This is a genomic window from Flavobacterium melibiosi, from assembly GCF_048158545.1.
Lineage (GTDB): Bacteria > Bacteroidota > Bacteroidia > Flavobacteriales > Flavobacteriaceae > Flavobacterium > Flavobacterium melibiosi.
Map to the genome: position 1 here is coordinate 71405 of NZ_JBLNKU010000001.1, position 23647 is coordinate 95051.

17 protein-coding genes are annotated in these 23647 nt (G+C 35.0%); 7 read left to right on the top strand and 10 right to left on the bottom strand.

The window, feature by feature from the left end:
* Positions 1-67 precede the first annotated feature (67 nt).
* The 4 genes from radA to panC all read right to left on the bottom strand — a co-directional run bounded on the left by radA (position 68) and on the right by panC (position 4013).
* Positions 68-1429, bottom strand: a complete 1362-nt coding sequence (gene radA, locus ACM55F_RS00355; RefSeq protein WP_416851693.1) for a DNA repair protein RadA — start codon at positions 1427-1429, stop codon at positions 68-70.
* Entirely contained in the window at positions 1429-2577 is a 1149-nt protein-coding gene (locus tag ACM55F_RS00360; protein WP_416851694.1) for an alpha/beta hydrolase, read from the bottom strand. The genes radA and ACM55F_RS00360 overlap by 1 nt, the downstream gene beginning before the upstream one ends.
* Positions 2578-2769: 192 nt before the next feature.
* The gene (gene panD, locus ACM55F_RS00365) at positions 2770-3120 is read right to left on the bottom strand and encodes an aspartate 1-decarboxylase (protein ID WP_143387146.1); all 351 of its coding nucleotides are present in this window, start codon (positions 3118-3120) and stop codon (positions 2770-2772) included.
* Positions 3121-3134: 14 nt separating this feature from the next.
* Positions 3135-4013, bottom strand: coding sequence for a pantoate--beta-alanine ligase (gene panC, locus ACM55F_RS00370; RefSeq protein ID WP_416851695.1), 879 nt, complete (start codon positions 4011-4013; stop codon positions 3135-3137).
* Between the two features lie 78 nt (positions 4014-4091).
* Here panC and ACM55F_RS00375 point away from each other — a divergent pair, with 78 nt between their 5' ends.
* The 7 genes from ACM55F_RS00375 (at position 4092) to ACM55F_RS00405 (ending at position 15288) form a co-directional block, all read left to right on the top strand.
* The gene (locus tag ACM55F_RS00375; protein ID WP_416851696.1) at positions 4092-4898 is read left to right on the top strand and encodes a glycogen/starch synthase; all 807 of its coding nucleotides are present in this window, start codon (positions 4092-4094) and stop codon (positions 4896-4898) included.
* Positions 4899-4919: 21 nt separating this feature from the next.
* Positions 4920-6494 carry a DUF4270 domain-containing protein gene (locus ACM55F_RS00380; RefSeq protein WP_416851697.1) on the top strand — a complete coding sequence of 525 codons (1575 nt, stop codon included), beginning with the start codon at positions 4920-4922 and terminating at the stop codon, positions 6492-6494.
* A gap of 9 nt (positions 6495-6503) precedes the next feature.
* Positions 6504-8351 carry a glutamine--fructose-6-phosphate transaminase (isomerizing) gene (gene glmS / locus ACM55F_RS00385; protein ID WP_416851698.1) on the top strand — a complete coding sequence of 616 codons (1848 nt, stop codon included), beginning with the start codon at positions 6504-6506 and terminating at the stop codon, positions 8349-8351.
* A 360-nt stretch (positions 8352-8711) separates the two neighbouring features.
* A complete protein-coding gene (locus ACM55F_RS00390) occupies positions 8712-11546 on the top strand; it encodes a TonB-dependent receptor domain-containing protein (protein WP_416851699.1) in 2835 nt (944 codons plus the stop codon).
* A gap of 28 nt (positions 11547-11574) precedes the next feature.
* A complete protein-coding gene (locus ACM55F_RS00395; protein WP_416851700.1) occupies positions 11575-13146 on the top strand; it encodes a G-D-S-L family lipolytic protein in 1572 nt (523 codons plus the stop codon).
* Positions 13147-13403: 257 nt separating this feature from the next.
* Entirely contained in the window at positions 13404-14915 is a 1512-nt protein-coding gene (gene atpD / locus ACM55F_RS00400; protein WP_035668832.1) for a F0F1 ATP synthase subunit beta, read from the top strand.
* A gap of 91 nt (positions 14916-15006) precedes the next feature.
* A complete protein-coding gene (locus ACM55F_RS00405) occupies positions 15007-15288 on the top strand; it encodes a FoF1 ATP synthase subunit delta/epsilon (RefSeq protein ID WP_416834936.1) in 282 nt (93 codons plus the stop codon).
* Between the two features lie 51 nt (positions 15289-15339).
* On the opposite strand, the gene ACM55F_RS00410 is transcribed toward ACM55F_RS00405, so the two are convergent.
* The 6 genes from ACM55F_RS00410 to ACM55F_RS00435 all read right to left on the bottom strand — a co-directional run bounded on the left by ACM55F_RS00410 (position 15340) and on the right by ACM55F_RS00435 (position 23643).
* Positions 15340-15882 (bottom strand): GNAT family N-acetyltransferase, encoded by a 543-nt coding sequence (locus ACM55F_RS00410; RefSeq protein ID WP_416851701.1) that lies wholly within the window; start codon positions 15880-15882, stop codon positions 15340-15342.
* 83 nt (positions 15883-15965) lie between these two features.
* Entirely contained in the window at positions 15966-16388 is a 423-nt protein-coding gene (locus ACM55F_RS00415; protein WP_416851702.1) for a DoxX family membrane protein, read from the bottom strand.
* Positions 16389-16448: 60 nt separating this feature from the next.
* Entirely contained in the window at positions 16449-18632 is a 2184-nt protein-coding gene (locus ACM55F_RS00420) for a TonB-dependent receptor family protein (protein WP_416851703.1), read from the bottom strand.
* Positions 18633-18874: 242 nt separating this feature from the next.
* On the bottom strand, positions 18875-20431 hold the full coding sequence (locus tag ACM55F_RS00425) for a vanadium-dependent haloperoxidase (RefSeq protein ID WP_416851704.1): 1557 nt from the start codon (positions 20429-20431) through the stop codon (positions 18875-18877).
* A gap of 9 nt (positions 20432-20440) precedes the next feature.
* Entirely contained in the window at positions 20441-21343 is a 903-nt protein-coding gene (locus ACM55F_RS00430; protein WP_416851705.1) for a hypothetical protein, read from the bottom strand.
* 71 nt (positions 21344-21414) lie between these two features.
* Positions 21415-23643 (bottom strand): FG-GAP-like repeat-containing protein, encoded by a 2229-nt coding sequence (locus tag ACM55F_RS00435; protein WP_416851706.1) that lies wholly within the window; start codon positions 23641-23643, stop codon positions 21415-21417.
* Positions 23644-23647: the final 4 nt, after the last annotated feature.

Sequence of the window (23647 nt, forward strand, 5' to 3'; positions counted from 1 at the left end):
ACGGATAGTCATAAAGTTGATTATGGAATGCTTTGGTCAATGTCTTTTTAAAGAGATAAATGCAATCCTACCCAAATAATTCGCTTGCAATGTCTTCAATCTTTGCGACCAATCGAATTTTAATTCCAGTATTTTTCAACGCAATTTTATTGTATTTCGAAACAAAAATGGTCGAAAATCCTAATTTCTCAGCTTCCTGAATGCGCTGGTCTACGCGGTTTACAGGACGAATTTCGCCTGAAAGTCCCACTTCGCCGGCAAAGCAAAAATCTTTGTTTACTGGAATATCTTCATTTGATGATAAAATAGCCGCTACAACGGCTAAATCTATCGCAGGATCATCAACAGAAATTCCTCCGGTTACATTTAGGAAAACGTCTTTGGCTCCCAAGCGAAAACCGGCTCTTTTCTCTAAAACTGCCAGAATCATATTTAGTCTTTTGGCATTATACCCTGTAGTGCTGCGTTGTGGTGTTCCATAAACAGCAGTGCTCACCAGCGACTGAATTTCAATCATCAAAGGTCGCATACCCTCCAATGTTGATGCAATTGCAGTTCCGGATAATTCTTCGTCTTTATGTGAGATTAATATTTCTGAAGGATTCGAAACTTCTCGCAAACCATTCCCTAACATTTCATAAATACCAATTTCAGCAGTGGAACCAAAACGGTTTTTTAATGAACGTAAAATACGGTAGACGTGATTTCTGTCGCCTTCAAATTGCAAAACGGTGTCAACCATGTGTTCCAGGATTTTTGGTCCGGCAATGTTTCCGTCTTTGGTAATATGACCAATAAGAATCACAGGAATATTGGTTTCTTTGGCAAATTTTATCAGTTCGGCAGTGGTTTCCCGTATTTGAGAAATGCTTCCTGGTGTTGATTCAATATAGTCCGTATGAAGCGTTTGAATGGAGTCGATAATCACGATTTCAGGCTGAATGGCTTCAATTTGTTTAAAGATATTTTGGGTTTTGGTTTCCGTAAGAATATAACAATTGTCTCCGCTTGGCGTGATTCTTTCGGCACGCATTTTTATTTGTTTCTGGCTTTCTTCGCCCGAAACATACAAGGTTTTGTAAGGTAATTTTAAGGATATTTGAAGTAAAAGCGTACTTTTTCCAATGCCGGGTTCGCCGCCTAAAAGGATGAGTGAGCCGGGAACTATTCCGCCACCAAGTACCCGATTGAGTTCGCCGTCAGTAGTATCCATGCGAATTTCCTGAGTGGAATCAATTTCGTTTATTTTTAATGGTTTTGGTGCTTTATTGCTGGAAGTTGGTTCGCTTTTCCAAGCTATTTTTTCTTGTTTTTGAATGATTTCTTCCGCTATAGTATTCCATTCTTTACAGGAATTGCATTGTCCTTGCCATTTGGCATATTGCGCTCCGCAGTTCTGACAAAAAAAAGTAGTTTTTACTTTTGACATTATTTTTTCGGTGTTAGACTTTTCATATCATCATATTTTTGATACATCATGTCTTTGGTTAAATTACCAATTTCCTCTAATTGTGAAGCGGTTTGATATGATTTTGCCGCTTTTTTAACGTCACCCATTTTTTCATGCATAAGCCCTAATTCATAATCGGCAAGCATTGATTTCGGGTAGTTTTTCTTAGCAATGTCAGACAATTTATCCAATTCGGGATAGGCCTTGTTTTTTAGAATAGCGGCTTCAATTGCTTTGAAATCATTAATTCGAATGGGGATTTTTAAGCCTAAATTTTTAGACATAACATCATATTTGTGGGTCAAATAATCCACATAACCAGCTTGTAAGACTGCAATTTTTTCTGTGTATTCTGTTGATGAAATAGGCTTATAAGAATCAAAAAACTGATATAAAGCATTCGGTATTGAATAAAGTACGAGTGAATAATGTGACGCTCCTTTAAAATTATCAAATTTATAATTGAGTAAAGGGTTTGTAACTGATTTCATATTCTGGTCGAGGCTTTTTATGGGTTCCTGAAGTTTTTTTACATCGCCATCTCCTGTGGATTGGTAATAAAAAATGGGTTGTTTTGTGTTTGAAAGTTTTTCTGGAATGTGATTTTCCATGTTTGGAGCAAGTTCTGGACTTAAAGAAATATAGGCGTTAAATAATGGTGCGTCTTTGTACAGAAAAAAGTTCAGATAGCCTGCGGTAGTATCGTGACCCGCAATAATTCGGAATGGTGCGATACGGTATTTTTTTTCAAGATACGGGAGTAATTCACCACCGATAAATTCGAAAAACCGGGCTCCTTTTTCCGAAGGTGTCCCATCAACGGCATCATAATTACTGTCTTCTGTTCGCTCGTCTTTTTTATTTTGAGTTATACCAACGATTATAGTTTCCGGTAGATCATCCCAATACGCACCGTAATTTAAAGCGCCATAAAATGGATCAAACAAGTAATCTCCATCCAGTAAAATGAGTATTGGATATCTTTTGTTTGGATTCTTTTCGTAAGATGGGGGTAATCCAATTGTGATTTCTCGACTTTCACCTAGCGTATTTGAATCGAATGGTTGCGTTGTTTTTTGAGAAAATACCGAAATAGAAAAGAGTAATAAGAGTAAAATCTGTTTCATAATTTTGGGTGTTTTAGAAATTAAATTTATTCTAAATGCAGTAGCAATATAATACTTTTATTAAAACAGAAATAGCAAAAAACACGACCGTTCTAAAACCGACATATTTTATGTTTATTCTGGAAATATTGCAGAGATAGCCTTTAAAAAAAGGAAGTATAAAGCACTCTTAGAATTAAATTTCTAAAATATTTATGTCAAAGAATTATCATTTTCATTAGGAAAAATAATCCAAGGCTTGAAGGTTTTGGCTTCTTCAAATTCTAGGAGAGCATAAGAAATAATGATAATAATATCGTCTCTTTGTACTTTTCTGGCAGCTGGACCATTCAGGGTTATAATGCCTGAATTTTTTTCACCTTTGATGGCATAGGTGTCAAAGCGTTCGCCATTGTTGATGTTTACAATGAATACTCTTTCTCCTTCAATGATATTGGAGGCTTCCAGTAAAGCTTCGTCTATGGTAATGCTTCCGATATAATTTAAATCGGCTCCAGTTACTTTTACTCGGTGTATTTTTGATTTTACGACTTGAATTTGCATGCTACAAAAGTAAATTAATTTAATGAAATGGTGTCAATCAAACGAATATTGTTGACAAAAACGGCTATAAAAGCACGGTAATTTTTATTCGGTTCTTTTATTGCGCTAGGCAATAGTGTTTGCTCATCTGCGATTACAAAATATTCTAATGAGAAAAGAGTGTTGTTTTCAAATGTTTTTTTTACCCATGCCGTTACTGATTCGGGACTTTCTGTTTGAAATTTTTCTTTCGCAATAGTTAGCGTTTTGTAGATTACAGAAGCTTCTTCTCTTTCAAGTGCTGATAAACGTTCGTTTCTGGAACTCATGGCGAGATGGTTGGATTCCCTATAAATCGGACATCCAATAACGTTTACTTTTAAGTTGGCTTTAGCGACCATTTTTTTGACGATTTGCAATTGTTGAAAATCTTTCTCTCCAAAATAGGCGTTTGTAGGTTCGACAATTTCAAAAAGACGTTTTACAATAGTTCCCACACCATTAAAATGACCAGGTCTGAATTCTCCTTCCATTTGGTTTTCTAATCCATCAAAATCAAAGGATTGAGATAAGGGTTGACCATCATAAATGTCTTCAACAGTTGGAGCGTACAAGATAATTTCTGGACTCAACGCGGTAAGTTTTTTTACATCTTCTTCTAATGTTCTTGGATATTTTGCTAAATCCTCCGGATTGTTAAATTGGGTAGGATTTACAAAAATACTCACTACGGTATTTTCATTTTCCAATAGCGATTTTTGCATTAAAGCCAAATGTCCTTGATGTAACGCGCCCATAGTTGGAACAAATCCAATAGTGGAATTCGAAGTTTTGATAGATTTCAAATAGTCTCTCAAAGCTGCTTTTCCATAGAAAATATGCATGGTGGTATTATTAAAATTAAATGCAAACATAATATTTTAGTTAATAACTGCATAAATTTTTGTAATTTTGCGTGGTTTTTATTACCAATAAATTAAGTAAATTACAATATGAAAGATAAGAGGATATTATATGTATCATCTGAAGTGGTGCCTTATCTCGCTGAAAATGAGGTTTCTTTAATGTCTTATGACGTACCGAAAATGATTAATGATCAAGGAGGACAAATAAGAATTTTCATGCCTAGATATGGAAATATAAATGAAAGAAGACACCAATTACACGAAGTAATTAGACTTTCGGGGATGAATTTGGTAGTAAATGACTTAGATATGCCATTGATTATAAAAGTAGCTTCAATTCCTAAAGAGAGGATACAAGTTTACTTTATTGACAATGATGAATATTTCAAAAGGAAAGCCACATTTGCCGATGAAGAAGGTGTTATGTATCCAGACAATGATGAGCGGGCTATTTTCTTTGCAAAAGGAGTTGTGGAAACCGTAAAAAAATTGAATTGGGTTCCAGATATTATTCATGTTCATGGATGGATGGCAGCAATGTTGCCTATCTACATGAAACATTTTTATAAAAATGAAGCTTTATTTTCAGAAACAAAGATTGTTACTTCTGTTTACAGCCAGTCTTTCGAAGGAACATTAGACGTGGAAATGATTAATAAGGTGAAGTTTGATGGTATTCCTGACGAAGCGATAGCTGATTTGGCAATTCCTGATTATGAAAACATTATAAAAGCAACCGTTATGCATTCAGATGCTGTAATTATTGCTTCAGAAAACCTGTCTTCAAGTTTAACAAAATTTATAGAATCTTCGGGTAAACCTTTTTTACCTTTCACCCCGAAAGATAAATTCGCGGAAGCGTATACTAATTTCTATAAAAACGAAGTTCTTTAAATTAAACTTTTATTATTAAATATGTACAATATTTCTTTTTTTAAGAAAATGCTTGTTTTAGCAAGCATCATTCTTTTGTATTCATGTGATAAAGATTATAATGCGATTGGTGGTGATTTAATTGGTGATAACCACTTTGATCTTAGCGAGTATTCATCAAATGTAATTGCATACAACCAAAAAGTCGGACCGATTCAGTCTAATAATTTGGCGGTTAATGCTTTGGGTATATATAAAAATCCCGCTTTTGGTACAACAAACGCAAATTTCGCTACACAATTGGTTTTGGCTACCCCTAATCCAGTAATAGGAGTCAATCCTGTTATAGACAGTGTTTACTTATCGGTACCTTATTACAGCACTTTAAAATCAACAAATGCAGATGGAAGTCGTGAGTACGAGTTGGATTCGATATATGGTGTAAGTAAAGCGAAAATAAAACTAAGTGTTTTTGAATCTGGATACTTCATGAGAGATTTAGATCCTATTGGAGGGTTTCAAGAAACTCAAAAATATTTTACGGATCAAAATGCGGCTTTCGAGAATGCTAAAGTGGGAAGTCGTTTAAATAATGATGCCAACTTAGCTCAGAATGATGGGTTCTTTTTTGACCCGGAAGAAATTGTGGAAACAACAAAGGATGATGCTGGTAAAGTTACTACCACACGTTCAGTTCCTGCAATGCGTCTAAAATTAGATGTAAATTTTTTTAAGAATAAAATCATAAATGCTTCTGCCGGTAAGTTGATTACAAATGATGTGTTTAAAGAATATTTTAGAGGCTTGTATTTTAAAGTGGAAAACGCAGATGGAAGTGATGGAAACATGGCTATGTTGAATTTTAAATCAGGAAAAATCACTATAAAATACAAGGAAGATTTGGCCTCGACAACTGGGGGTTCTGCAACAAGAGTGGAAAAATCAATAGTTCTTAACTTGTCCGGTAATACAGTAAGTTTATTGGAACAGAGTAATGCAAATACTACTTATACTAATGCATTGGTTGCTCCGGATGCTACATCAGGTGACGAAAAATTATATCTTAAAGGAGGAGAAGGTTCTTTGGCTATTTTGGATCTTTTTAGTGTTGCTGGTGAACTTGAAAACATAAGAAGTAACGATTGGCTAATCAATGAAGCAAACCTTGTTTTTCATATTGATGCAAGTGCTATGGCAAATAGCCATGAGCCTAATAGAATTTATTTGTATGATTTGACAAATAATAGGCCTCTTATTGATTATTATGATTCGTCAACGAATAGTGATCCTAAAAAATCAAAAGGGATATTTGATGGTATTATAAATAAAGAAGTTGTAGCCAATGGAAGAGGATTAACTTATAAAATCAGAATTACAAATCATATCCGCAATCTTATAATGAATGCCGATTCTACAAATGTTAAGTTAGGACTAGTGGTTACAGAAGATATTAATACAAGCGCTTCTTCCAAAATGAGAACGCCAAATGCATTTATTTCTCAAGCGCCGAAAGCGAGTGTTATGAGTCCGTTAGGGACAATTCTTTACGGAGGAAAATCAACAGTTCCTGAGGACAAAAGATTGAAACTTGAAATTTTTTATACAAAACCTAATTAAGTAAAAATTATGTGTGGAATTGTTGGATATATCGGATATAGAGAAGCTTACCCTATTGTTATAAAAGGGTTGAAACGATTAGAATATAGAGGTTATGATAGTGCTGGTGTCATGTTATATGACGGTGAGAACTTGAAAATTTCTAAAACTAAAGGTAAGGTTGTAGATTTAGAAGAGAGAGCATCTAAAGAAATTTCAATAAATGGAACGATAGGAATGGGGCATACGCGTTGGGCAACACATGGTGTTCCAAACGATGTTAATTCGCATCCTCATCTTTCTAATTCTGGTGATTTGGCAATAATTCATAATGGAATTATTGAAAATTATGCGCCATTAAAACAGGAGTTAATAAAAAGAGGGTATATATTTTATTCTGATACCGATACTGAAGTTCTTGTAAATCTTATAGAGGAAGTTCAGAAAAAAGAAAAATTGAAAATAGGTAAGGCCGTTCAGGTGGCGCTGAATCAAGTGGTAGGAGCTTATGCGATTGCAGTTTTTGATAAAAAAAATCCAGATGAAATTGTTGCGGCACGTTTAGGAAGTCCGTTAGCAATTGGTGTAGGTGAAGGAGAATATTTTATCGCATCTGATGCATCACCATTTATTGAATATACCTCTAACGCTATTTATTTAGAAGATGGGGAGATGGCAAATATCAGGTTGCATAAACCAATGAAAGTAAGAAAAATCAAAGATGATTCTTTAGTTGATCCTTATATTCAAGAACTTCAAATGAATTTGGAGCAAATTGAAAAAGGAGGTTACGATCATTTTATGTTGAAAGAGATTTACGAGCAACCAGATGTTATAAAAGATACGTACCGTGGAAGACTTCATGCGAATGAAGGGATTATCCAAATGTCAGGTGTTGAGGATAATTTAGAAAAATTCCTAAATGCTGACAGAATAATAATTGTGGCCTGTGGTACTTCATGGCACGCAGGTTTAGTGGCAGAATATATATTTGAAGAGTTTGCCCGAATTCCTGTAGAAGTGGAATATGCTTCTGAGTTTAGATATAGAAATCCTATCATAAACAGTCGCGATGTAGTTATTGCAATTTCACAATCAGGTGAAACGGCTGATACTATGGCAGCCATTAAATTAGCCAAAGAGCACGGAGCTTTTGTATTTGGGGTTTGTAATGTGGTTGGTTCTTCTATTTCGAGAGAAACTAATGCAGGTGCCTATACGCATGCGGGACCAGAAATAGGTGTAGCATCGACAAAAGCATTTACTACGCAAATCACGGTGTTAACGATGATGGCGTTGCGTTTGGCGAAAGCCAAAGGGACAATGTCTAATACGGACTTTCACAGGTATTTGCAAGAATTAGAAATCATTCCTGAAAAAGTAAAAGAGGCATTAGAAACAAATGAAAGAGCAAAAGAAATTGCTGCTGCATTTAAAGATGCTCCTAACTGTTTGTATTTAGGAAGAGGGTATAACTTTCCGGTTGCTCTTGAAGGGGCTTTAAAACTTAAAGAAATATCGTATATTCATGCGGAGGGTTATCCTGCTGCCGAAATGAAACACGGTCCTATAGCATTAATTGACGAACATATGCCTGTAGTGGTTATTGCTCCAAAACAAGGGCATTATGATAAGATTGTAAGTAATATTCAGGAAATTAAATCCAGAAGTGGAAAAATTATTGCAGTGGTGACCAAAGGCGATACTCAGGTTCGTGATTTGGCTGACTATGTAATCGAAATTCCAGAAACATCGGATGCTTTGTCTCCTTTAATAACTACGATTCCTTTACAGCTTTTATCCTATCATATTGCTGTCATGCGAGGATGTAATGTAGATCAACCCCGTAATTTAGCAAAATCAGTTACTGTAGAATAATAAACAGTACCGATTAACTTTAATAAAAAAGCCTCGAAAGATTTTCTTTCGAGGCTTTTTTTTACTTCTAGTCTTTAATTTAAAAAATTATAATAAAAATGAATTTTTTTTCCCTTTTATTCACTTTTATTAAATAGTTAAAAATTAATAAAATTATTAAGATTAATGTATTTATTATATGCATGCATAATGTTTTTTTTAGTTTTTTACTTAATTTTTAACAAAAAACAAAAAACTAAAAATGTAGAATAAGTATAAATGAATCAAAATCACTGATAATTATGAAATTTTTTAGGTGGTTTTTTATTAATATGAAAAATATTTGTATTTTGGCGCCATAAACCAACAAACTTTAACCCAATGAGAGTGTATTTACTTTTTTTGTCATTGTTTTTTTGTAGCCTAACTTTTGCTCAAAATTCAATTTCAGGCATTGTTACAGACAGTAACAATCAACCTATTCCTGGAGCCAACATCAAAATTGTTGGAGAAACCGCTGGTAGTATTACCGACATTGATGGAAAATTTACTTTAAATTCATCAAAAAAACCACCTTTTGTAATTATTGTTACAAGCGTAGGATATGGTTCTCAAAGAGTGTCAGTTTCGTCAAATAATCAAAAAGTAACGGTTAAGCTTGCTGATGAAGAAACTAAACTTAATGAGATTGTCGTTTCGGCTTCAAGAACCCCGGAAAGAGTATTAGAATCTCCAGTAACAATTGAAAGAATGAGTATTGCTGATATTAAAAAATCGGCTTCCGCAACTTTTTATGATGGTTTAGAAAACTTGAAAGAAGTTCAAATGAATACAAGTAGTTTGTCTTTTAAATCAATAAATACACGTGGTTTTGCTACTGTAGCCAATACCCGTTTTATGCAATTGGTTGATGGAATGGATAATTCTTCGCCATTGTTAAATTTCGTATTAGGGAATATGATCGGTGTTTCGGAAATTGATGTTCAAAGTGTAGAGTTGTTACCGGGAGCGTCATCTGCGTTATATGGAGCAAATGCTTTTAATGGTATTTTATTCATGAATAGTAAAAGTCCATTTACTAGTCAGGGAATTACTGCTTATGCAAAATTTGGACAGACAAGTCAAGAAGCTGCAGGATCAAATGATTTCGTTGATTATGGAGTAAGAATGGCTCATGCGTTCAGTCCGAAGTTAGCTGGAAAGGTTAACTTTACTTATATGCGCGGTACGGATTGGCATGCTACAAACTATGATGACAAGACGGTTGTAGGTAGAGATAGAAGTAATGTAAATTATGATGGTATAAATGTATATGGTGATGAAGTTACTACTAATATAAAAGGAGTTGGGCAATCATTAGCCTCTTTGGGTTTAATATCGGCGGCGGCTGTAAACTTACTTCCAAATTATAATGTTAGTAGAACGGGATACAATGAAGTGGATTTAACGGATAACAGGGCTAGTAATACTAAAATTGATTTTTCGCTTCATTACAGGCCTTTTGGAAATGAAAATTTAGAAGTTATTTGGCAAAGTAAATTTGGTTTTGGAAACGCAGTGTATCAAGGAGCCAATAGATATTACCTAAATAATTTTTTCATGCAACAGCATAAATTAGAGTTTAAAGGGAAAAACTTTTTTGTAAGAGGTTATACTACAACTGAAGATGGTGGAGAATCATATGATATGCTTTTTACAGGGATTAATGTAAATAGAAAATGGAAAGATGATAAAACATGGTTTGGGCAATATGCAGGAGCTTATATTCAATCAACATTAGCGGGAATGACACCTGAAAATGCACATATAATGGCAAGAAATACTGCAGATACCGGAAGATTTCTTCCTGGTACTCCAGAATTTAAAGCCGCTTTTAATCAAGTGATTGCTGATCCAAGTGTGCTTTCAGGATCGAAATTGGTAGATAATTCCAGAATATACCATTCTGATGCTAATTATAATTTTAAAGATTTAATAAAATTTGCAGAAATTCAAGTTGGGGGATCTTATAGACAATATCAATTGAATTCTTACGGAAGAATTTATACTGATGCAAATGGACCTATATATTATAATGAATACGGGGCTTATACACAATTAACAAAAAGATTTTTAGAAGAACGATTGAAGTTTACGGGTTCTATTCGTTATGATAAATCAAAAAATTTCAACGGTAGTTTGTCGCCAAGAGTTTCTCTAGTTTATTCTGGAGGAGAAAGTAAGAAACATAACTTTAGAGCTTCTTTTCAAACCGGTTTTAGAAATCCATCAACACAAGATCAATATATTGGATTTAATGTAGGAAGCGCTATTCTTTTAGGATCTGCTCCAGATAACTTAACAAGATATACTGAGACCTTGCCAGTTTCTACTGTTGTTGGTCAGGCTTTTGCTGGAGGATCATCTGTTGTAATGACTGGATTGAATGCTTATAACAATTCATATACCGCATCATCAGTACAGGCTTTTGGAGCATTGGCCGTTAGCGACCCTATTGCAGGATCAGCTTTGCTAAGAAAAACAAACGTAAATTATGTGAAACCAGAACAGGTTAAGGCATTTGAATTAGGATATCGTTCATTGATAAAAGATGTGTCAATTGATGTTAATGGGTATTATAATATTTACAATGATTTTATTGGGAATCTAAATGTTGTAGCGCCATTTTATGGTACGGCAAATGATGCGCCAAATCCTCTAGCAGGGCCTACAGATGCTGGAGTGCAATCATTACATGCGCTTCAAAACGGTAATTATAGAGCGTATCAATTATATACTAATACCAATATAGAAATTAAATCGCTTGGTTTTGGTCTTGGACTTTCTAAAAAAGTGTATAGAAATTTTGAAGTTGGTGTGAACTATAATTTTGCAGAATTTAAGTTTGACCAAGCAAAAGATCCGAGTTTTGAAGCAGGATTTAATACACCTAAACATAGAGTAAAAGCATCATTTGGAAACGAAAAATTATTTGATAATTTCGGATTTAATGTTAGTGGAAGATGGAATAGTGAATATTTATGGCAATCCACAATGGCTGATGGTATGATCGATGCTGCTACAGTAATTGATGCTCAGATTAATTATAATATGCCAAAGCTGAAATCAACTCTTAAGCTAGGAGCTTCAAATATTGGTGGAAAAGAATATACTCAAGTATTAGGTGCGGGATTAATTGGACAGCAGTTTTTTGCTTCTTGGACAATCAACCCGTAATTGAGTCAATAATTTAAAAAACATAACCATGATAAAAAATTTCAAATGGCTACTATTAGTTTCTTTAAGCTTTGTAGCATGTAATAATGATGATGAAAATTCAGCGCCTGTTGAGGTTCCTGTAACATCTGGTACGGCAAGTTTTACAAAATATGTAGCATTGGGGGATTCATTTGCGGCGGGATATAGTGATGGTGCTCTTTTCAAAAAAGGACAAGAAGGTTCTTACGTTAATATAATATCGCAACAATTTGCTGCGGCTGATGGGGGTGAGTTTAAAACTCCTTTTACATCGGATAATATTGGAGGGCTGTTGTTGGGAGGAAATGTAATCGCTGCCACTCGTATGTACTTTAAAGTAAGTACTTCTTCTCCTGCTACAGTAACTGGACTTCCAACTACTGAAGTTACAAATCGTGTAACAGGTCCTTTTAATAATTTAGGTGTCCCTGGAGCAAAAAGTTATCATCTTGTAGCGCCAGGATATGGAAATGTTGCCGATGTTGCTACAGGTGCTGCAAATCCTTATTTTGCGCGATTTGCAACTGCATCTGGGACAACAGTTTTAGCAGATGCTTTGGTTCAAGCGCCTACTTTCTTTTCTTTATGGATTGGGGGGAATGATGTTTTGGGTTATGCAACTTCTGGAGGTATTGGAGTAAATCAAACGGGCAATTTAAATCCAGCTACTTATGGTGGTAATGATATAACAGACCCTAATGTTTTTGCAAGTGTTTATTCAAGCTTAGTTACCAATTTAACAGCCAACGGCGCAAAAGGAGTAGTTGCAAATCTTCCTTATGTAAATACACTTCCTTATTTTACGACCGTTCCTTACAATCCATTGACTGCTAAAGTTCTTGGTAGTGGTAGTGAAGCGGTAGGCCAAGCTACGATTGCCGCTTTAAATGCTCAGTTATACGGTCCTTTAAAACAAGCATTAACGGCATTTGGAGCAGGAGATAGAATTAACCTTCTTTCTACAACGGTTGCTAATCCAATGTTGATTAAAGATGAGTCTTTGGTGAATTTGTCTGCTCAATTAACAGCAGCTTTTACTCCAAGCTTGGGTGCGGCTACTGCTGCTTTTTACGGAAGCGTTTTTGGACAAGCCCGACAAGCTACTGCTGCGGATTTAGTTGTTTTGCCAACACAATCTGCAATTGGAGTAGCTCCTACTTCCAGTGATTCTGGCATTGGAATGGCGCCACCATCACCTTTAAATAAATTCGGAATTACCTATCCACTGCAAGACAAACATGTATTAATACCAACTGAAGTTGCGCATGTTAAAGCTGCTACAGATGCTTATAATGTCTCTATAAAAACAATTGCTGATGCTAAAGGATTGGCTTTTGTCGATACAAAAGTGATTATGACTCAATTGTCAAACGGAGGAATTGTAGGTAATAGTTTTACTCTTACTTCTGCTTATGTGACGGGAGGAGCATTTTCGCTTGATGGTGTTCATCCTGGGCCAAGAGGTTATGCTTTAATTGCGAATGCATTTACGGCTGCAATTAATGCTAAATATTCTTCAACATTAAAACAAGTTGATCTAAGTCTTTATCCAATATTGTATCCAGCCATAATTCAATAATCATATTTTAACCAGACCTTAAAAACCACCCGTTTATGACGTGGTGGTTTTTTGTTTTTATCCAAATAATAGGTTTTTATTTGTTTTAAAACACGATTAAAAACAAAGCAGTAAAATTATGCTGATTTTTATAAAAAAAAATATTGATTTTATATTTTAAAAAATTATCTTTGCGCACTGAAAAAAGTGTCTAATCGATAAGTTTCGGTTGGTATTATTTCATAAACCTAAATAGCTATTTAATAAATACATAAGTAATGTCAAAAGTAATAGGAAAAGTTGCCCAAATCATTGGCCCAGTAGTTGACGTTGTTTTCAACGGTAAGGATGTTGAACTTCCAAAAATTTATGATTCGTTAGAAATCACAAAAAAAGATGGTACTTTATTAGTGCTTGAAGTACAATCTCACATTGGTGAAAACACAGTACGTACCATTTCGATGGACTCAACAGATGGTTTGAGTAGAGGTTATGAAGTAGTTGGAACAGGGAATCCTATCCAAATGCCAATCGGTGCCGATGTTTACGGTCGTTTATTCAACGTAATTGGAGATGCAATTGATGGTTTAGGTAATTTGCCAAAAACAGGAGAAAACGGTATGTCTATTCACAGACAAGCACCAAAATTCGAAGATTTATCTACTTCTTCTGAAGTTTTATTCACAGGTATTAAAGTAATTGATTTAATTGAGCCTTACTCAAAAGGGGGTAAAATTGGATTGTTCGGTGGTGCTGGTGTTGGTAAAACAGTATTGATTCAGGAGTTGATTAACAATATAGCAAAAGGTCACGGTGGACTTTCAGTATTCGCAGGAGTAGGAGAAAGAACACGTGAAGGGAATGACTTACTTCGTGAGATGTTAGAGTCAGGAATTATAAAATACGGTGATGAATTCATGCACTCTATGGAAAATGGAGGATGGGATTTATCTAAAGTTGACATGCCAGGAATGAGAGAGTCTAAAGCTACTTTCGTTTTCGGTCAAATGAATGAGCCACCAGGAGCTCGTGCTCGTGTAGCACTTTCTGGATTATCTATCGCTGAATATTTCCGTGATGGGGCAGGAACTGATCAAGGTAAAGATGTATTGTTCTTCGTGGATAATATCTTCCGTTTTACACAAGCAGGTTCTGAGGTTTCAGCACTTTTAGGTCGTATGCCATCTGCGGTAGGCTATCAGCCGACTCTTGCTACTGAAATGGGTGCGATGCAAGAGCGTATTACATCAACAAACAAAGGTTCTATTACATCTGTACAAGCGGTTTACGTTCCTGCGGATGATTTAACTGACCCGGCTCCGGCTACAACTTTTGCTCACCTTGATGCTACTACTGTATTGTCTCGTAAAATTGCTGAGTTAGGGATTTATCCTGCAGTGGATCCATTGGATTCAACTTCAAGAATCCTTACACCACAAATTTTAGGTGATGAGCATTATGACTGTGCACAAAGAGTAAAAGAAATTTTACAAAAATACAAACAATTACAAGATATCATCGCGATCCTTGGTATGGAAGAATTATCAGAAGATGATAAATTAGCCGTTTCAAGAGCGCGTCGTGTGCAACGTTTCTTATCTCAACCTTTCCACGTTGCTGAGCAATTTACAGGATTAAAAGGAGTTTTAGTTGATATTAAAGATACCATCAAAGGATTTAATATGATTATTGACGGTGAATTAGATCACTTACCAGAATCAGCTTTTAACCTTAAAGGTACTATTGAAGAAGCGATCGAAGCTGGAGAAAAAATGTTGGCGGAAGCTTAAAAAGAATTATAAATTATGAATTATAAATTATGAATTGGGTAGCCTCAAATAATTTATAATTTATAATTCATAATTCATAATTGAAAAAATTATGATTTTAGAAATAGTATCACCAGAAGCAAAATTATTTTCAGCAGAAGTGACTTCGGTTACATTGCCAGGAGTTGATGGAAGCTTTCAAATTTTGAATAATCACGCGCCAATCGTTTCTATTTTAGGAAAAGGTGTTGTGAAAATTACAGCTTCTAATTTTGCTTTCGCAAAAGAAGTAGCCAGTAAATTCATAAAGCTAGATGATCAAAATTATACGTTAGCAATCACTTCAGGAACAATTGAAATGAAAGATAATAAAGTTATTATTTTAGCGGACTAAAGTAATTTCGATTATAAAAAGTAAAAGCCTAACGCAACTGTTAGGCTTTTTTTATGTCCAATCCCAAAGCATGATATTCCAAATAATCTCATCTTCTTTATAATTATCGATTGTTTTGAAACCAACGGCTTCGTGAGCCTGCATGGAACGAAGGTTTATAGCGGCAACTTCGGTGATTAAATAATCAAATTCATGTTGCAGTTGCTCTCTGTAAAAATGATAAAGCCCTCGAAATATTCCTTGTTTTCTATAGTTTTTAGCAACGCAAATTTGACCCATAACAATGAATGTTTTGTCTTTGGGAACTAATCTGTCAATTCTTTCAAATAGGGGTATAAGAACCTCAATTTCGTTTCTAAAGCTAGATAGCATTACCAATGCAAAACCTACTACAACATCATTGTCTTTTGCAATAATATGTGCGCAGGCTAAATTCATTTGTTCTAATAAGGCAACGGTGTGTTGTACGGTAACAAATCCTTCTTGAAGTTTTTCTTCAGAGGTTATGTTTTCAGAACTGTTTTGTAATTGTAGTGTTCTAATTTGATCTAGTTCGTCTAGTGTTGATCCTCTTTTGTAAATTATAGGTTTCATCCAATTCTATTGATTACTATTTGTTTTTATCTGTAATTATAAAAATAGATAATCTTTTGATTATGTAAAACGGATTTGAATTTTTATTTTATGATTAGTTTCGAATTCATTTCGGCATAATACTTTTCATTGTATTTTGCTGCAATTACAAGGGCTCCGGAAATCAAGATAAGATTTTTAATGATGTATTGGCCAACTAGAGTAGGACAGTAGGGAAAAGCATCAAAACATATTGTTTTTAGTATAAAAATGGGAAAAAATGTAACTGCCATATGCATCAATAACAATATGATTGTATAAGGAATGAAACGTTTTATGAGCAAACCTAGACCTATAATTATTTCGCAAATGCCAAGAATTGGAATAAATATTTCTGGTTTAAACCAATAAACAGTTTGTTCTACTAATTCACCAGCAGGGCTCATACCGAAAATTTTCAAAGCACCAAACCAGACATAAACTATTGCCAGAGAAATTCGCATCATATTGACACTGTGTTTTTCCATTTTTTTACTAAATTGGAAATAAAAGGAGTTGAATGTACGTATCATGCTATTTAGTTTTGTTTAAATTTTTATTGAAACGGTGCCTGAAAATGTTCTTCCATCTGATGGCCAAATTCCTGGTCCTGGGTAGAATTGAGGCCGTTTAGTGAAATAATGTTCATCTAAGATATTATTAGCATTGATTTGAACTTTAATTTTATCGGTTAATTGTATTGCCAGATTTAAATCGAGTAATTGATAGGAAGGAACTATGCCACTTGCACCACTTATTGACGGTTCAACGGTATTTAAAGCGTCAGCAAAACTATTGGAAGTGTAACTGTAAAGTGCCGAAAAACTAACGACAGAGTACTTAAGGGTAAATCCGTTTCTACTAATCCAATTAGGAACACTTTCTACTTTATTTCCGCTAACATTAGTATTTGTATTGCCAGATTTTATAATTGCATCTTGATATTTAGCATCCATATAGGAAGTGGAAGTAAACACGGATAAACTAGCTTGGTTTCCCAAATAGAAATCTTTTTGCAAGAATAATTCAACTCCTTTGGTTCTGGAATCCCCTATGTTTGTTTTGAAAATAATCAGGTCTCCTTGTGAATTGGTTTGTGCAATTGTTCCTAATCGATTATTGTATCGAAGATAAAAACCAGTTATATCCCATTTTAAAGACTTCCATTTGCCTCTAAAACCAGCTTCAGTATTATAACCGTAAGCATCTTTTAGATTTTTATCTGAGACTTCGTAAATGGAAGCTGGAATAATATCTTTTAAAATTACAGGGCGGTAGGCTTGTGATGCACCTCCATAAAAATTTATATTTTCGGTTAAATCATATTGCATACTTACACCAAATAACGGGAATTTATGTTTGATGGTGTTTGGTAACTCGGCATCTGAATAGTAAGTAGTAGTGCCTGTCATATTAGTTTCGCCAATTTCTATTCTTGCTCCAGTGCTAACGGAAAATTTATTGGAGAGTAGCCAACGGTTTTCAGCAAATACAGCAATATTATTTGTTTTGTAATGAAGATCTCTTCCCCATCCAGGAGTGACTAATGATAAATCAAAGTCAGTCCCGGTTGTTCCTTTTCCTTGTTGTTGGCGATGTAAATCGTTATTCATGAGCTGAATCCCTGTTGTAAACGTGTTGGTGCGTTCCAAAAATTTATAGGAGTGAAGTCCTCTTAACTCTGTTGTGTAGCTATTAAAATGATCGATATCAACTTGACGATTGGTGTATTGAAGTGTTGTGGCTGAAATGGCATCTTCAATTGTTACGGGTTTGTCAAACATTACACTGTTTCTCGCTCCAATAACAGCTGATGATGTAAGTTGTAATTGCGTTTTTGGATTGATTTTCCAATCTACCGTCATCGAAGGAATATGAATATTAGGATTGTAATAATTTCGTGAACGAGTGGACATCTTTGGATTGTTATTAAACATTTCATCCGTAAGAGGACCCGCAAGATGAGTAATATAATTGGAATGGGTCCACTCTAACTTGAAATGTAGATTTTTAGACGCATCATAGTAAAGAGAAACTGCTTCCGCATCATACTGCGAATCACTATTATCCCGGTAGCCTGAAATCCATTTTTTGTTTAACCAAGTAGAGTACCTGAATTTGTCAATTTTGCCGGATACTCCATTATAAGTACTAACCAATCCATAAGAACCAATCGTATTAATAGTTTCAAAAGTAAAGGCCTTGGTTGTGTCTGGTTGTTTACTAATATAATTAAGCATGCCGCCAAACTGTGCGCCGTATTGCAAAGAACCAGTTCCTCTCACTAATTCTATTCGTTCTACGGCTTCCATAGGAATGTTGTAGTGGCTGGCAGGATAGCCATACATGTCAGAGTTGGTAATGATGCCATCTTTGCGGATGTTAAATTCCCAACCGCGGTGCGGGTCAAGGCCACGAGTGGAAATGTTCATCTGATTACCTGTGCCATCCATATCATACACAAAAACCCCTGGGATTTTGGCAAATATTTGCCGTCCATATTTTTCAGTCTGTGCAATATTTTTTTGAGTCAGGTCAATCACCTCATTCTTTTTACCGGAATAGATGTAAGTTCCTTGTATTGGGGCAAGGCGGAGAATATCTTGATTTATTCTTGTTGCTTCAACTTTTACAGTATTTAGATTATGAATTTTTGTTGTGTCTGTTGTTGATTGAGCGAGAAGAGGTATTGTAAAAAATAAAGATACTGCAATCAGTGGGTATTGTTTCATTTTATGCTTTTTTAAGTTGTGAAACTTTTATTGGACTAATCATTGAAACCATGATTTAATTTTATCATAATCTATTACAAATGGTTTTTATTAATATTACAAGTTGTTTCCTGTTTTTTAATAAAAAGCCTAACAGATTTCCAACGTCTGTTAGGCTGTAGTTGATAATTAATTATTCATTATTTAAAATAAACCACTGAAATAAATTATTTTAATAAAACTATCAATTTAAATAGATGTAATTATTCTGCTCCGTCTGTGGCGGCTCTTGCAACGGCAAATCCACCTATTTTTTCGCCTAATTCAAGTCCTTTTTCACAATCGCTTCTATAATGAATAGCGCCAAACATTCTAGAATCAGAGGCTTGTTTTGCCATAGTTTTGAAGCTTTCTGCTTTTGCAGGAACAATATGCGATAAAATCGCACAGGCCGCTCCGCTAAAGGTAGAGTGTCCTGATACATAAGCAGGGAAATTAGGAACTCCAGTCAATGTTTTTATTGATGGATCCATCTGACATGGTCTTGGATTAAAGTAAAAATACTTTGCATCCCAACAGCTGATAGCAGCATCCATCATCGCAATATTTAATAATGCCATATTTCTTGCCCATCGTACTTCACTATAATTTTGTTCTACAAATGACTCTGATGCAATAGCATTCCAGTGGCCAGGTGGTGTATAAGTTCCTACACCATCAGCCCAAAAAGTAACAATTTCCATGTTCTTTCTAGATGGATTTTCACTATAGCTTTTTATTTCAGCTAATTCTTTTGCAAATTGTTCTGATTTTGTAGAAGGTGGCGGAACCGGGCGACTGGCAACAACCATTTCAGGAGTCATTATAAATGACTTTACTTTTCCAAATAATGGTAACATTGGAGGTCTTGTAGGTAAATCTAATGACAACCATGGTGTTTCTCCAGTAGCCGCAGTTTGCGTTTCTAATTGTGTCCAAAGCACTTGATTTCCTATAGCAGCTCCAGTTCCATCAGTAGAGGCTCGGGCAATAAATTTAGCGGCAATTTTTCTACCTAGAATAATTCCTGCATCAACATCACTTCGAACATTAGCACCGCTAATAATACGATATAGTTTTTGTTCCTCTGCTTTTCCGTCAATGTATGCGATTTCAGTTGGGAACAATAGTTTTAATAATTCAACAGTAACTCCCGCTAAAACACCATCTTCTGATGGGTATGAAGGCATAGTGCTTTTTGGGATTAAAACTTGTAAATTGGCGTCTACCGTAAAAGGCGCTGCTCTGTTGTATAATTTTTTATAATACCAAGTGGCAATCATGGCATCATATTGCGCTGCACTTACATAGGCATAAGCTCTAGCTGCATAAGGTGGATTTGAAAATGGAAATTGCGGATTCGCAAACGGATTCGCCGCAGATGGTGCAGGATAGGTTCCGTCTTCATTTTGATAAGGAGGACGGTTGTGTCTTGCTACTAAAGTTCGCATGATTTCATTCCAGCGTAAAACGCCACCAGCGCTCCAATATTTTATTATTCTTTTTTGATCTTCTGATATATTGACTTGGTAGCTTTTTATTTCATTAATTTCTCTTGTGAAGGCTGGCGTATTTGTGGCAACGGGTGCATCAAGTGGGAATTCGTTTGGAGTTGTCAATAAAAAAGTTTTCCAAGTTCCGGCTAAATCGTCTGTATTGGTAGGATTTAAAGCGTGAAATTGTTCGTTTTTTTCAGTAATATCATCACTACACGAATAAGTACAGGCAAGAAATAAAGCCAGAAGAGTAGTATAGGCTGTTTTTTGTATATTATTTTTCATCTTGATTTGCTATTTTTTAAAATTAATCACATAAAACAAACCACCATAGAAGGTGTCCGATTTCCCAACGTTTCTTCCTTCTACAACATAGTTATAACCACCTACAAGAGATAATTCGGGTATTTTTTTAAATGTATATTTAGAACTAATGCCATATTTTAATGCATTCATAGTGTTACTTGGAAAAGGCATATTGTTTTTTGTTATGTCAAATCCTCCTGACTGAGTTACCCAATTGTCTATAACAAATTCGGCTATTAATCTATTAGAACGATAACCAGCTCTAAAATTCACTGAAATGGCATCAGGCATATCGACTTCGTTTGTATAATGGATTTCGTCAGTGAGATAAGCATTTCTATCGATAGTTATGTTGGCTCTTTTTATATAAGCACCAGAGATTGTAGTAAAGAAGTTTCCTCTCTGATAATCTCCCATTAATCGCAATGAAGCTGTTCTGCTTCGTAAACCAAGGCTCAACGGTAAATAATCAGCAGGATAATCGGATAGAGGTGTTGAAAAACTTCCCAATGCATAAATGGAATAGGTTGACTGGCCAACTGTTTTTTCCAAAGGCATGTATTTTAGCGTAAGCGAAAGATCTTGTATTCCCTTTTGACCTTTCATGGTTCCGGCAGAAGCATTAGTTTCTACATACGGCACACTAAAAATAGCATTTAATTTATCTGAGATACCATAATTTCCCATAAGTCCAATGGATTTTGTCGATACGGTACCAAGATTTAGATTCTCTCTTTTAAGAGACCCTTCCCAGTATTGATCCCAGCTACTGTATTGATATATTGCTCCAACGCAAAAATTGTTTTTACTCATCATGATACCGTCAATATCTGTTTGAGCATTCATAAATAAAGGTGCCAACAGTAGGCAACTCAGGTAAAATTTTTTCATTTTCAGTAAAAAGGTTAGTTGTTAATAATTGGTGTTTAATTTATGGGTTGCTTTAGTATAAATGCATTTGTTTATTGCATAGTAACAGGTTTGCATATAACTGAATTCTGGCTTTTGTCAGGAAAAACTATCTTACTAAGTTTTTTTGTAGTAATAATAGTGTTTCCTTCTTTTATTTTAATAAATTGATTAGGTTTTATGTTTTTAAAGATTTGTGTTTTGCGGGTTTTAGACCATGTAATAGCGATCTCATCTATCATTTTTGCTTGACCAATGCCTATTTCTCTTCTCAATGCCGATGCTCCAAAACTTCCGCCAGAGTTTACTTCTCTGTAAACAACTCTTTTAATGCCATTTTCTCTGAAGCTAATCTTAATTCGTGTGCCAATTGCAGAGCGATTCGTATTTGTTCCTTCTAATTGTAGATTTACCCAACGATTCGTATTCTGGCCTGGGTTTAAATATAAGGAGTTGTTGAAAGAATCTCCAATGTAAGCACCACCCACCTCTATGAAAATATCTGCATCACCATCATTGTCTAAATCATTAATGGCAACTCCATGTCCTTTTTGTAAATTACCAACTCTACCAGAAACCGTAACATCAGCAAACTTGCCATCTCCCATATTTCGAAAAAGACGATTTGGCACAAGTGATTTATAATCGGGATTCCCAGTTCCCAAATACATATCTAAATAACCATCATTGTCAATATCACCAAAGTTAGAACCCATTGCAAATACAGATTTATTTAAACCTGCTTTTTCAGAAACATTGGTAAATGTACCATCGTGATTATTGTGGTATAAATACATTTTACTGGCTTTGTTAGGAATGTTTAATGCTTCTGTTCCGGCAGTATAAGCAACGCTAAAATCAAATTTATAACCGCATACAAAAAGATCTTGCCATCCATCATTGTCATAATCCCAAAACCAGGTTGGGAAAGTTCCGACTTTAATATCTGCTAAACCAGCTTTTTGCGTTACATCTTCAAATTGAGGAATACCATTTTTTATTCCCGTGTTTTTGAGCAAGGTTTTTCTTTCTCTATTACCCGATACATACAAATCTTCTAGACCATCGTTGTTATAATCACTAGCCGTAACTCCTTTTACAAAATCTATAACTGCACAATTTGCTTTAACCGAAACTTCTTTAAAAGTGCCATCTTGATTACTGATGTACAATTCGCAAGGATTAATTTCATTTAATTCTGGTCTGCTTTCATTGCCGATAAATAAATCCAGCCAGCCATCATTATTAAAATCTTTCCATACCCCGGCTTGCGTAGGATGTTCAGAATATAAACCACTTTTGATCGTTACATCGGTAAAGGTATCATCGCCGTTATTTCTTAACAAAGAGTTGGGTTGCTTTCCATAATTTCCCATCCATGCGCCTCTTAAAACAAAAATATCTACATCGCCGTCATTGTCATAATCCGCTTGAATCATGTTTAATCCACCTTTGAAACGCCCTAATTCAGATTTTTTGGAGTAATCAACAAATCCCCCTTTTTTATCGTTTTGGTAATAGTGCATGGCACCATTTAAACTCCAATCAGAAGTTATAAGATCCAAATAATCATCATTATTGAAATCATCTATAATAATTCCACCCGCCATATTTCGGTTATTAATACCCAAATTAGGAGCTATATCTACAAAAGGTTTAATGGTATGATTAGAATTGTCTTTGTCTAAGTTTGGGATAAGCCATTTGGAAGGAACTTTTGATGGGTACTCACCCAGTGTCATATAGGCAATATTTAGCAACCATCTTGACTCATAATCATTAGGAAAGTTATTTAAAAGAAGTTCATAAACTGCAATTGCTTTTTTAGAACCTAACTGTTTCAGGTGTATTCCTGAATTTTTGATGGGCATGATACAGGATTCAGTCGAGTGATTGGTAACGCAGTTTTGTCTTTCGCCTAAACGCATATAAGAGAGGGCCATACTTCGCAATACTTCTGGACTATTATCATTTGACAGTCCTATTCTTTGAATAATAGATTCAAAAGTAGCTACAGATTCGTTTTCTTTTCCCAATTTCAAAAGGCTATTCCCTTTGTAAAAAGTAGCTATAAACCGGTTATTGGTTTCGGCTGGTGCAGTTGATAAAGAATCAAAAAAAGCTAATTCTGCCTCTGGGCAAAAAGGATTGTCTTTGACGCTAAACTGCTTGTATTTTGCAGTCAAAATCTCGACCATTTTGTCATTAGGGTTTCTAAAATAATCACATGATTGTATTAAAAAAGAAAGAAATAATAGTACGAATATAGATATAGTTTTCATTTTC

What these genes read in the sequence shown, in the direction of transcription:
- radA (WP_416851693.1), bottom strand. Translation starts at nt 1,429, where the DNA reads ATGTCAAAAGTAAAAACTACTTTTTTTTGTCAGAACTGCGGAGCGCAA.
- ACM55F_RS00360 (WP_416851694.1), bottom strand. Translation starts at nt 2,577, where the DNA reads ATGAAACAGATTTTACTCTTATTACTCTTTTCTATTTCGGTATTTTCT.
- panD (WP_143387146.1), bottom strand. Translation starts at nt 3,120, where the DNA reads ATGCAAATTCAAGTCGTAAAATCAAAAATACACCGAGTAAAAGTAACT.
- panC (WP_416851695.1), bottom strand. Translation starts at nt 4,013, where the DNA reads ATGTTTGCATTTAATTTTAATAATACCACCATGCATATTTTCTATGGA.
- ACM55F_RS00375 (WP_416851696.1), top strand. Translation starts at nt 4,092, where the DNA reads ATGAAAGATAAGAGGATATTATATGTATCATCTGAAGTGGTGCCTTAT.
- ACM55F_RS00380 (WP_416851697.1), top strand. Translation starts at nt 4,920, where the DNA reads ATGTACAATATTTCTTTTTTTAAGAAAATGCTTGTTTTAGCAAGCATC.
- glmS (WP_416851698.1), top strand. Translation starts at nt 6,504, where the DNA reads ATGTGTGGAATTGTTGGATATATCGGATATAGAGAAGCTTACCCTATT.
- ACM55F_RS00390 (WP_416851699.1), top strand. Translation starts at nt 8,712, where the DNA reads ATGAGAGTGTATTTACTTTTTTTGTCATTGTTTTTTTGTAGCCTAACT.
- ACM55F_RS00395 (WP_416851700.1), top strand. Translation starts at nt 11,575, where the DNA reads ATGATAAAAAATTTCAAATGGCTACTATTAGTTTCTTTAAGCTTTGTA.
- atpD (WP_035668832.1), top strand. Translation starts at nt 13,404, where the DNA reads ATGTCAAAAGTAATAGGAAAAGTTGCCCAAATCATTGGCCCAGTAGTT.
- ACM55F_RS00405 (WP_416834936.1), top strand. Translation starts at nt 15,007, where the DNA reads ATGATTTTAGAAATAGTATCACCAGAAGCAAAATTATTTTCAGCAGAA.
- ACM55F_RS00410 (WP_416851701.1), bottom strand. Translation starts at nt 15,882, where the DNA reads ATGAAACCTATAATTTACAAAAGAGGATCAACACTAGACGAACTAGAT.
- ACM55F_RS00415 (WP_416851702.1), bottom strand. Translation starts at nt 16,388, where the DNA reads ATGGAAAAACACAGTGTCAATATGATGCGAATTTCTCTGGCAATAGTT.
- ACM55F_RS00420 (WP_416851703.1), bottom strand. Translation starts at nt 18,632, where the DNA reads ATGAAACAATACCCACTGATTGCAGTATCTTTATTTTTTACAATACCT.
- ACM55F_RS00425 (WP_416851704.1), bottom strand. Translation starts at nt 20,431, where the DNA reads ATGAAAAATAATATACAAAAAACAGCCTATACTACTCTTCTGGCTTTA.
- ACM55F_RS00430 (WP_416851705.1), bottom strand. Translation starts at nt 21,343, where the DNA reads ATGAAAAAATTTTACCTGAGTTGCCTACTGTTGGCACCTTTATTTATG.
- ACM55F_RS00435 (WP_416851706.1), bottom strand. Translation starts at nt 23,643, where the DNA reads ATGAAAACTATATCTATATTCGTACTATTATTTCTTTCTTTTTTAATA.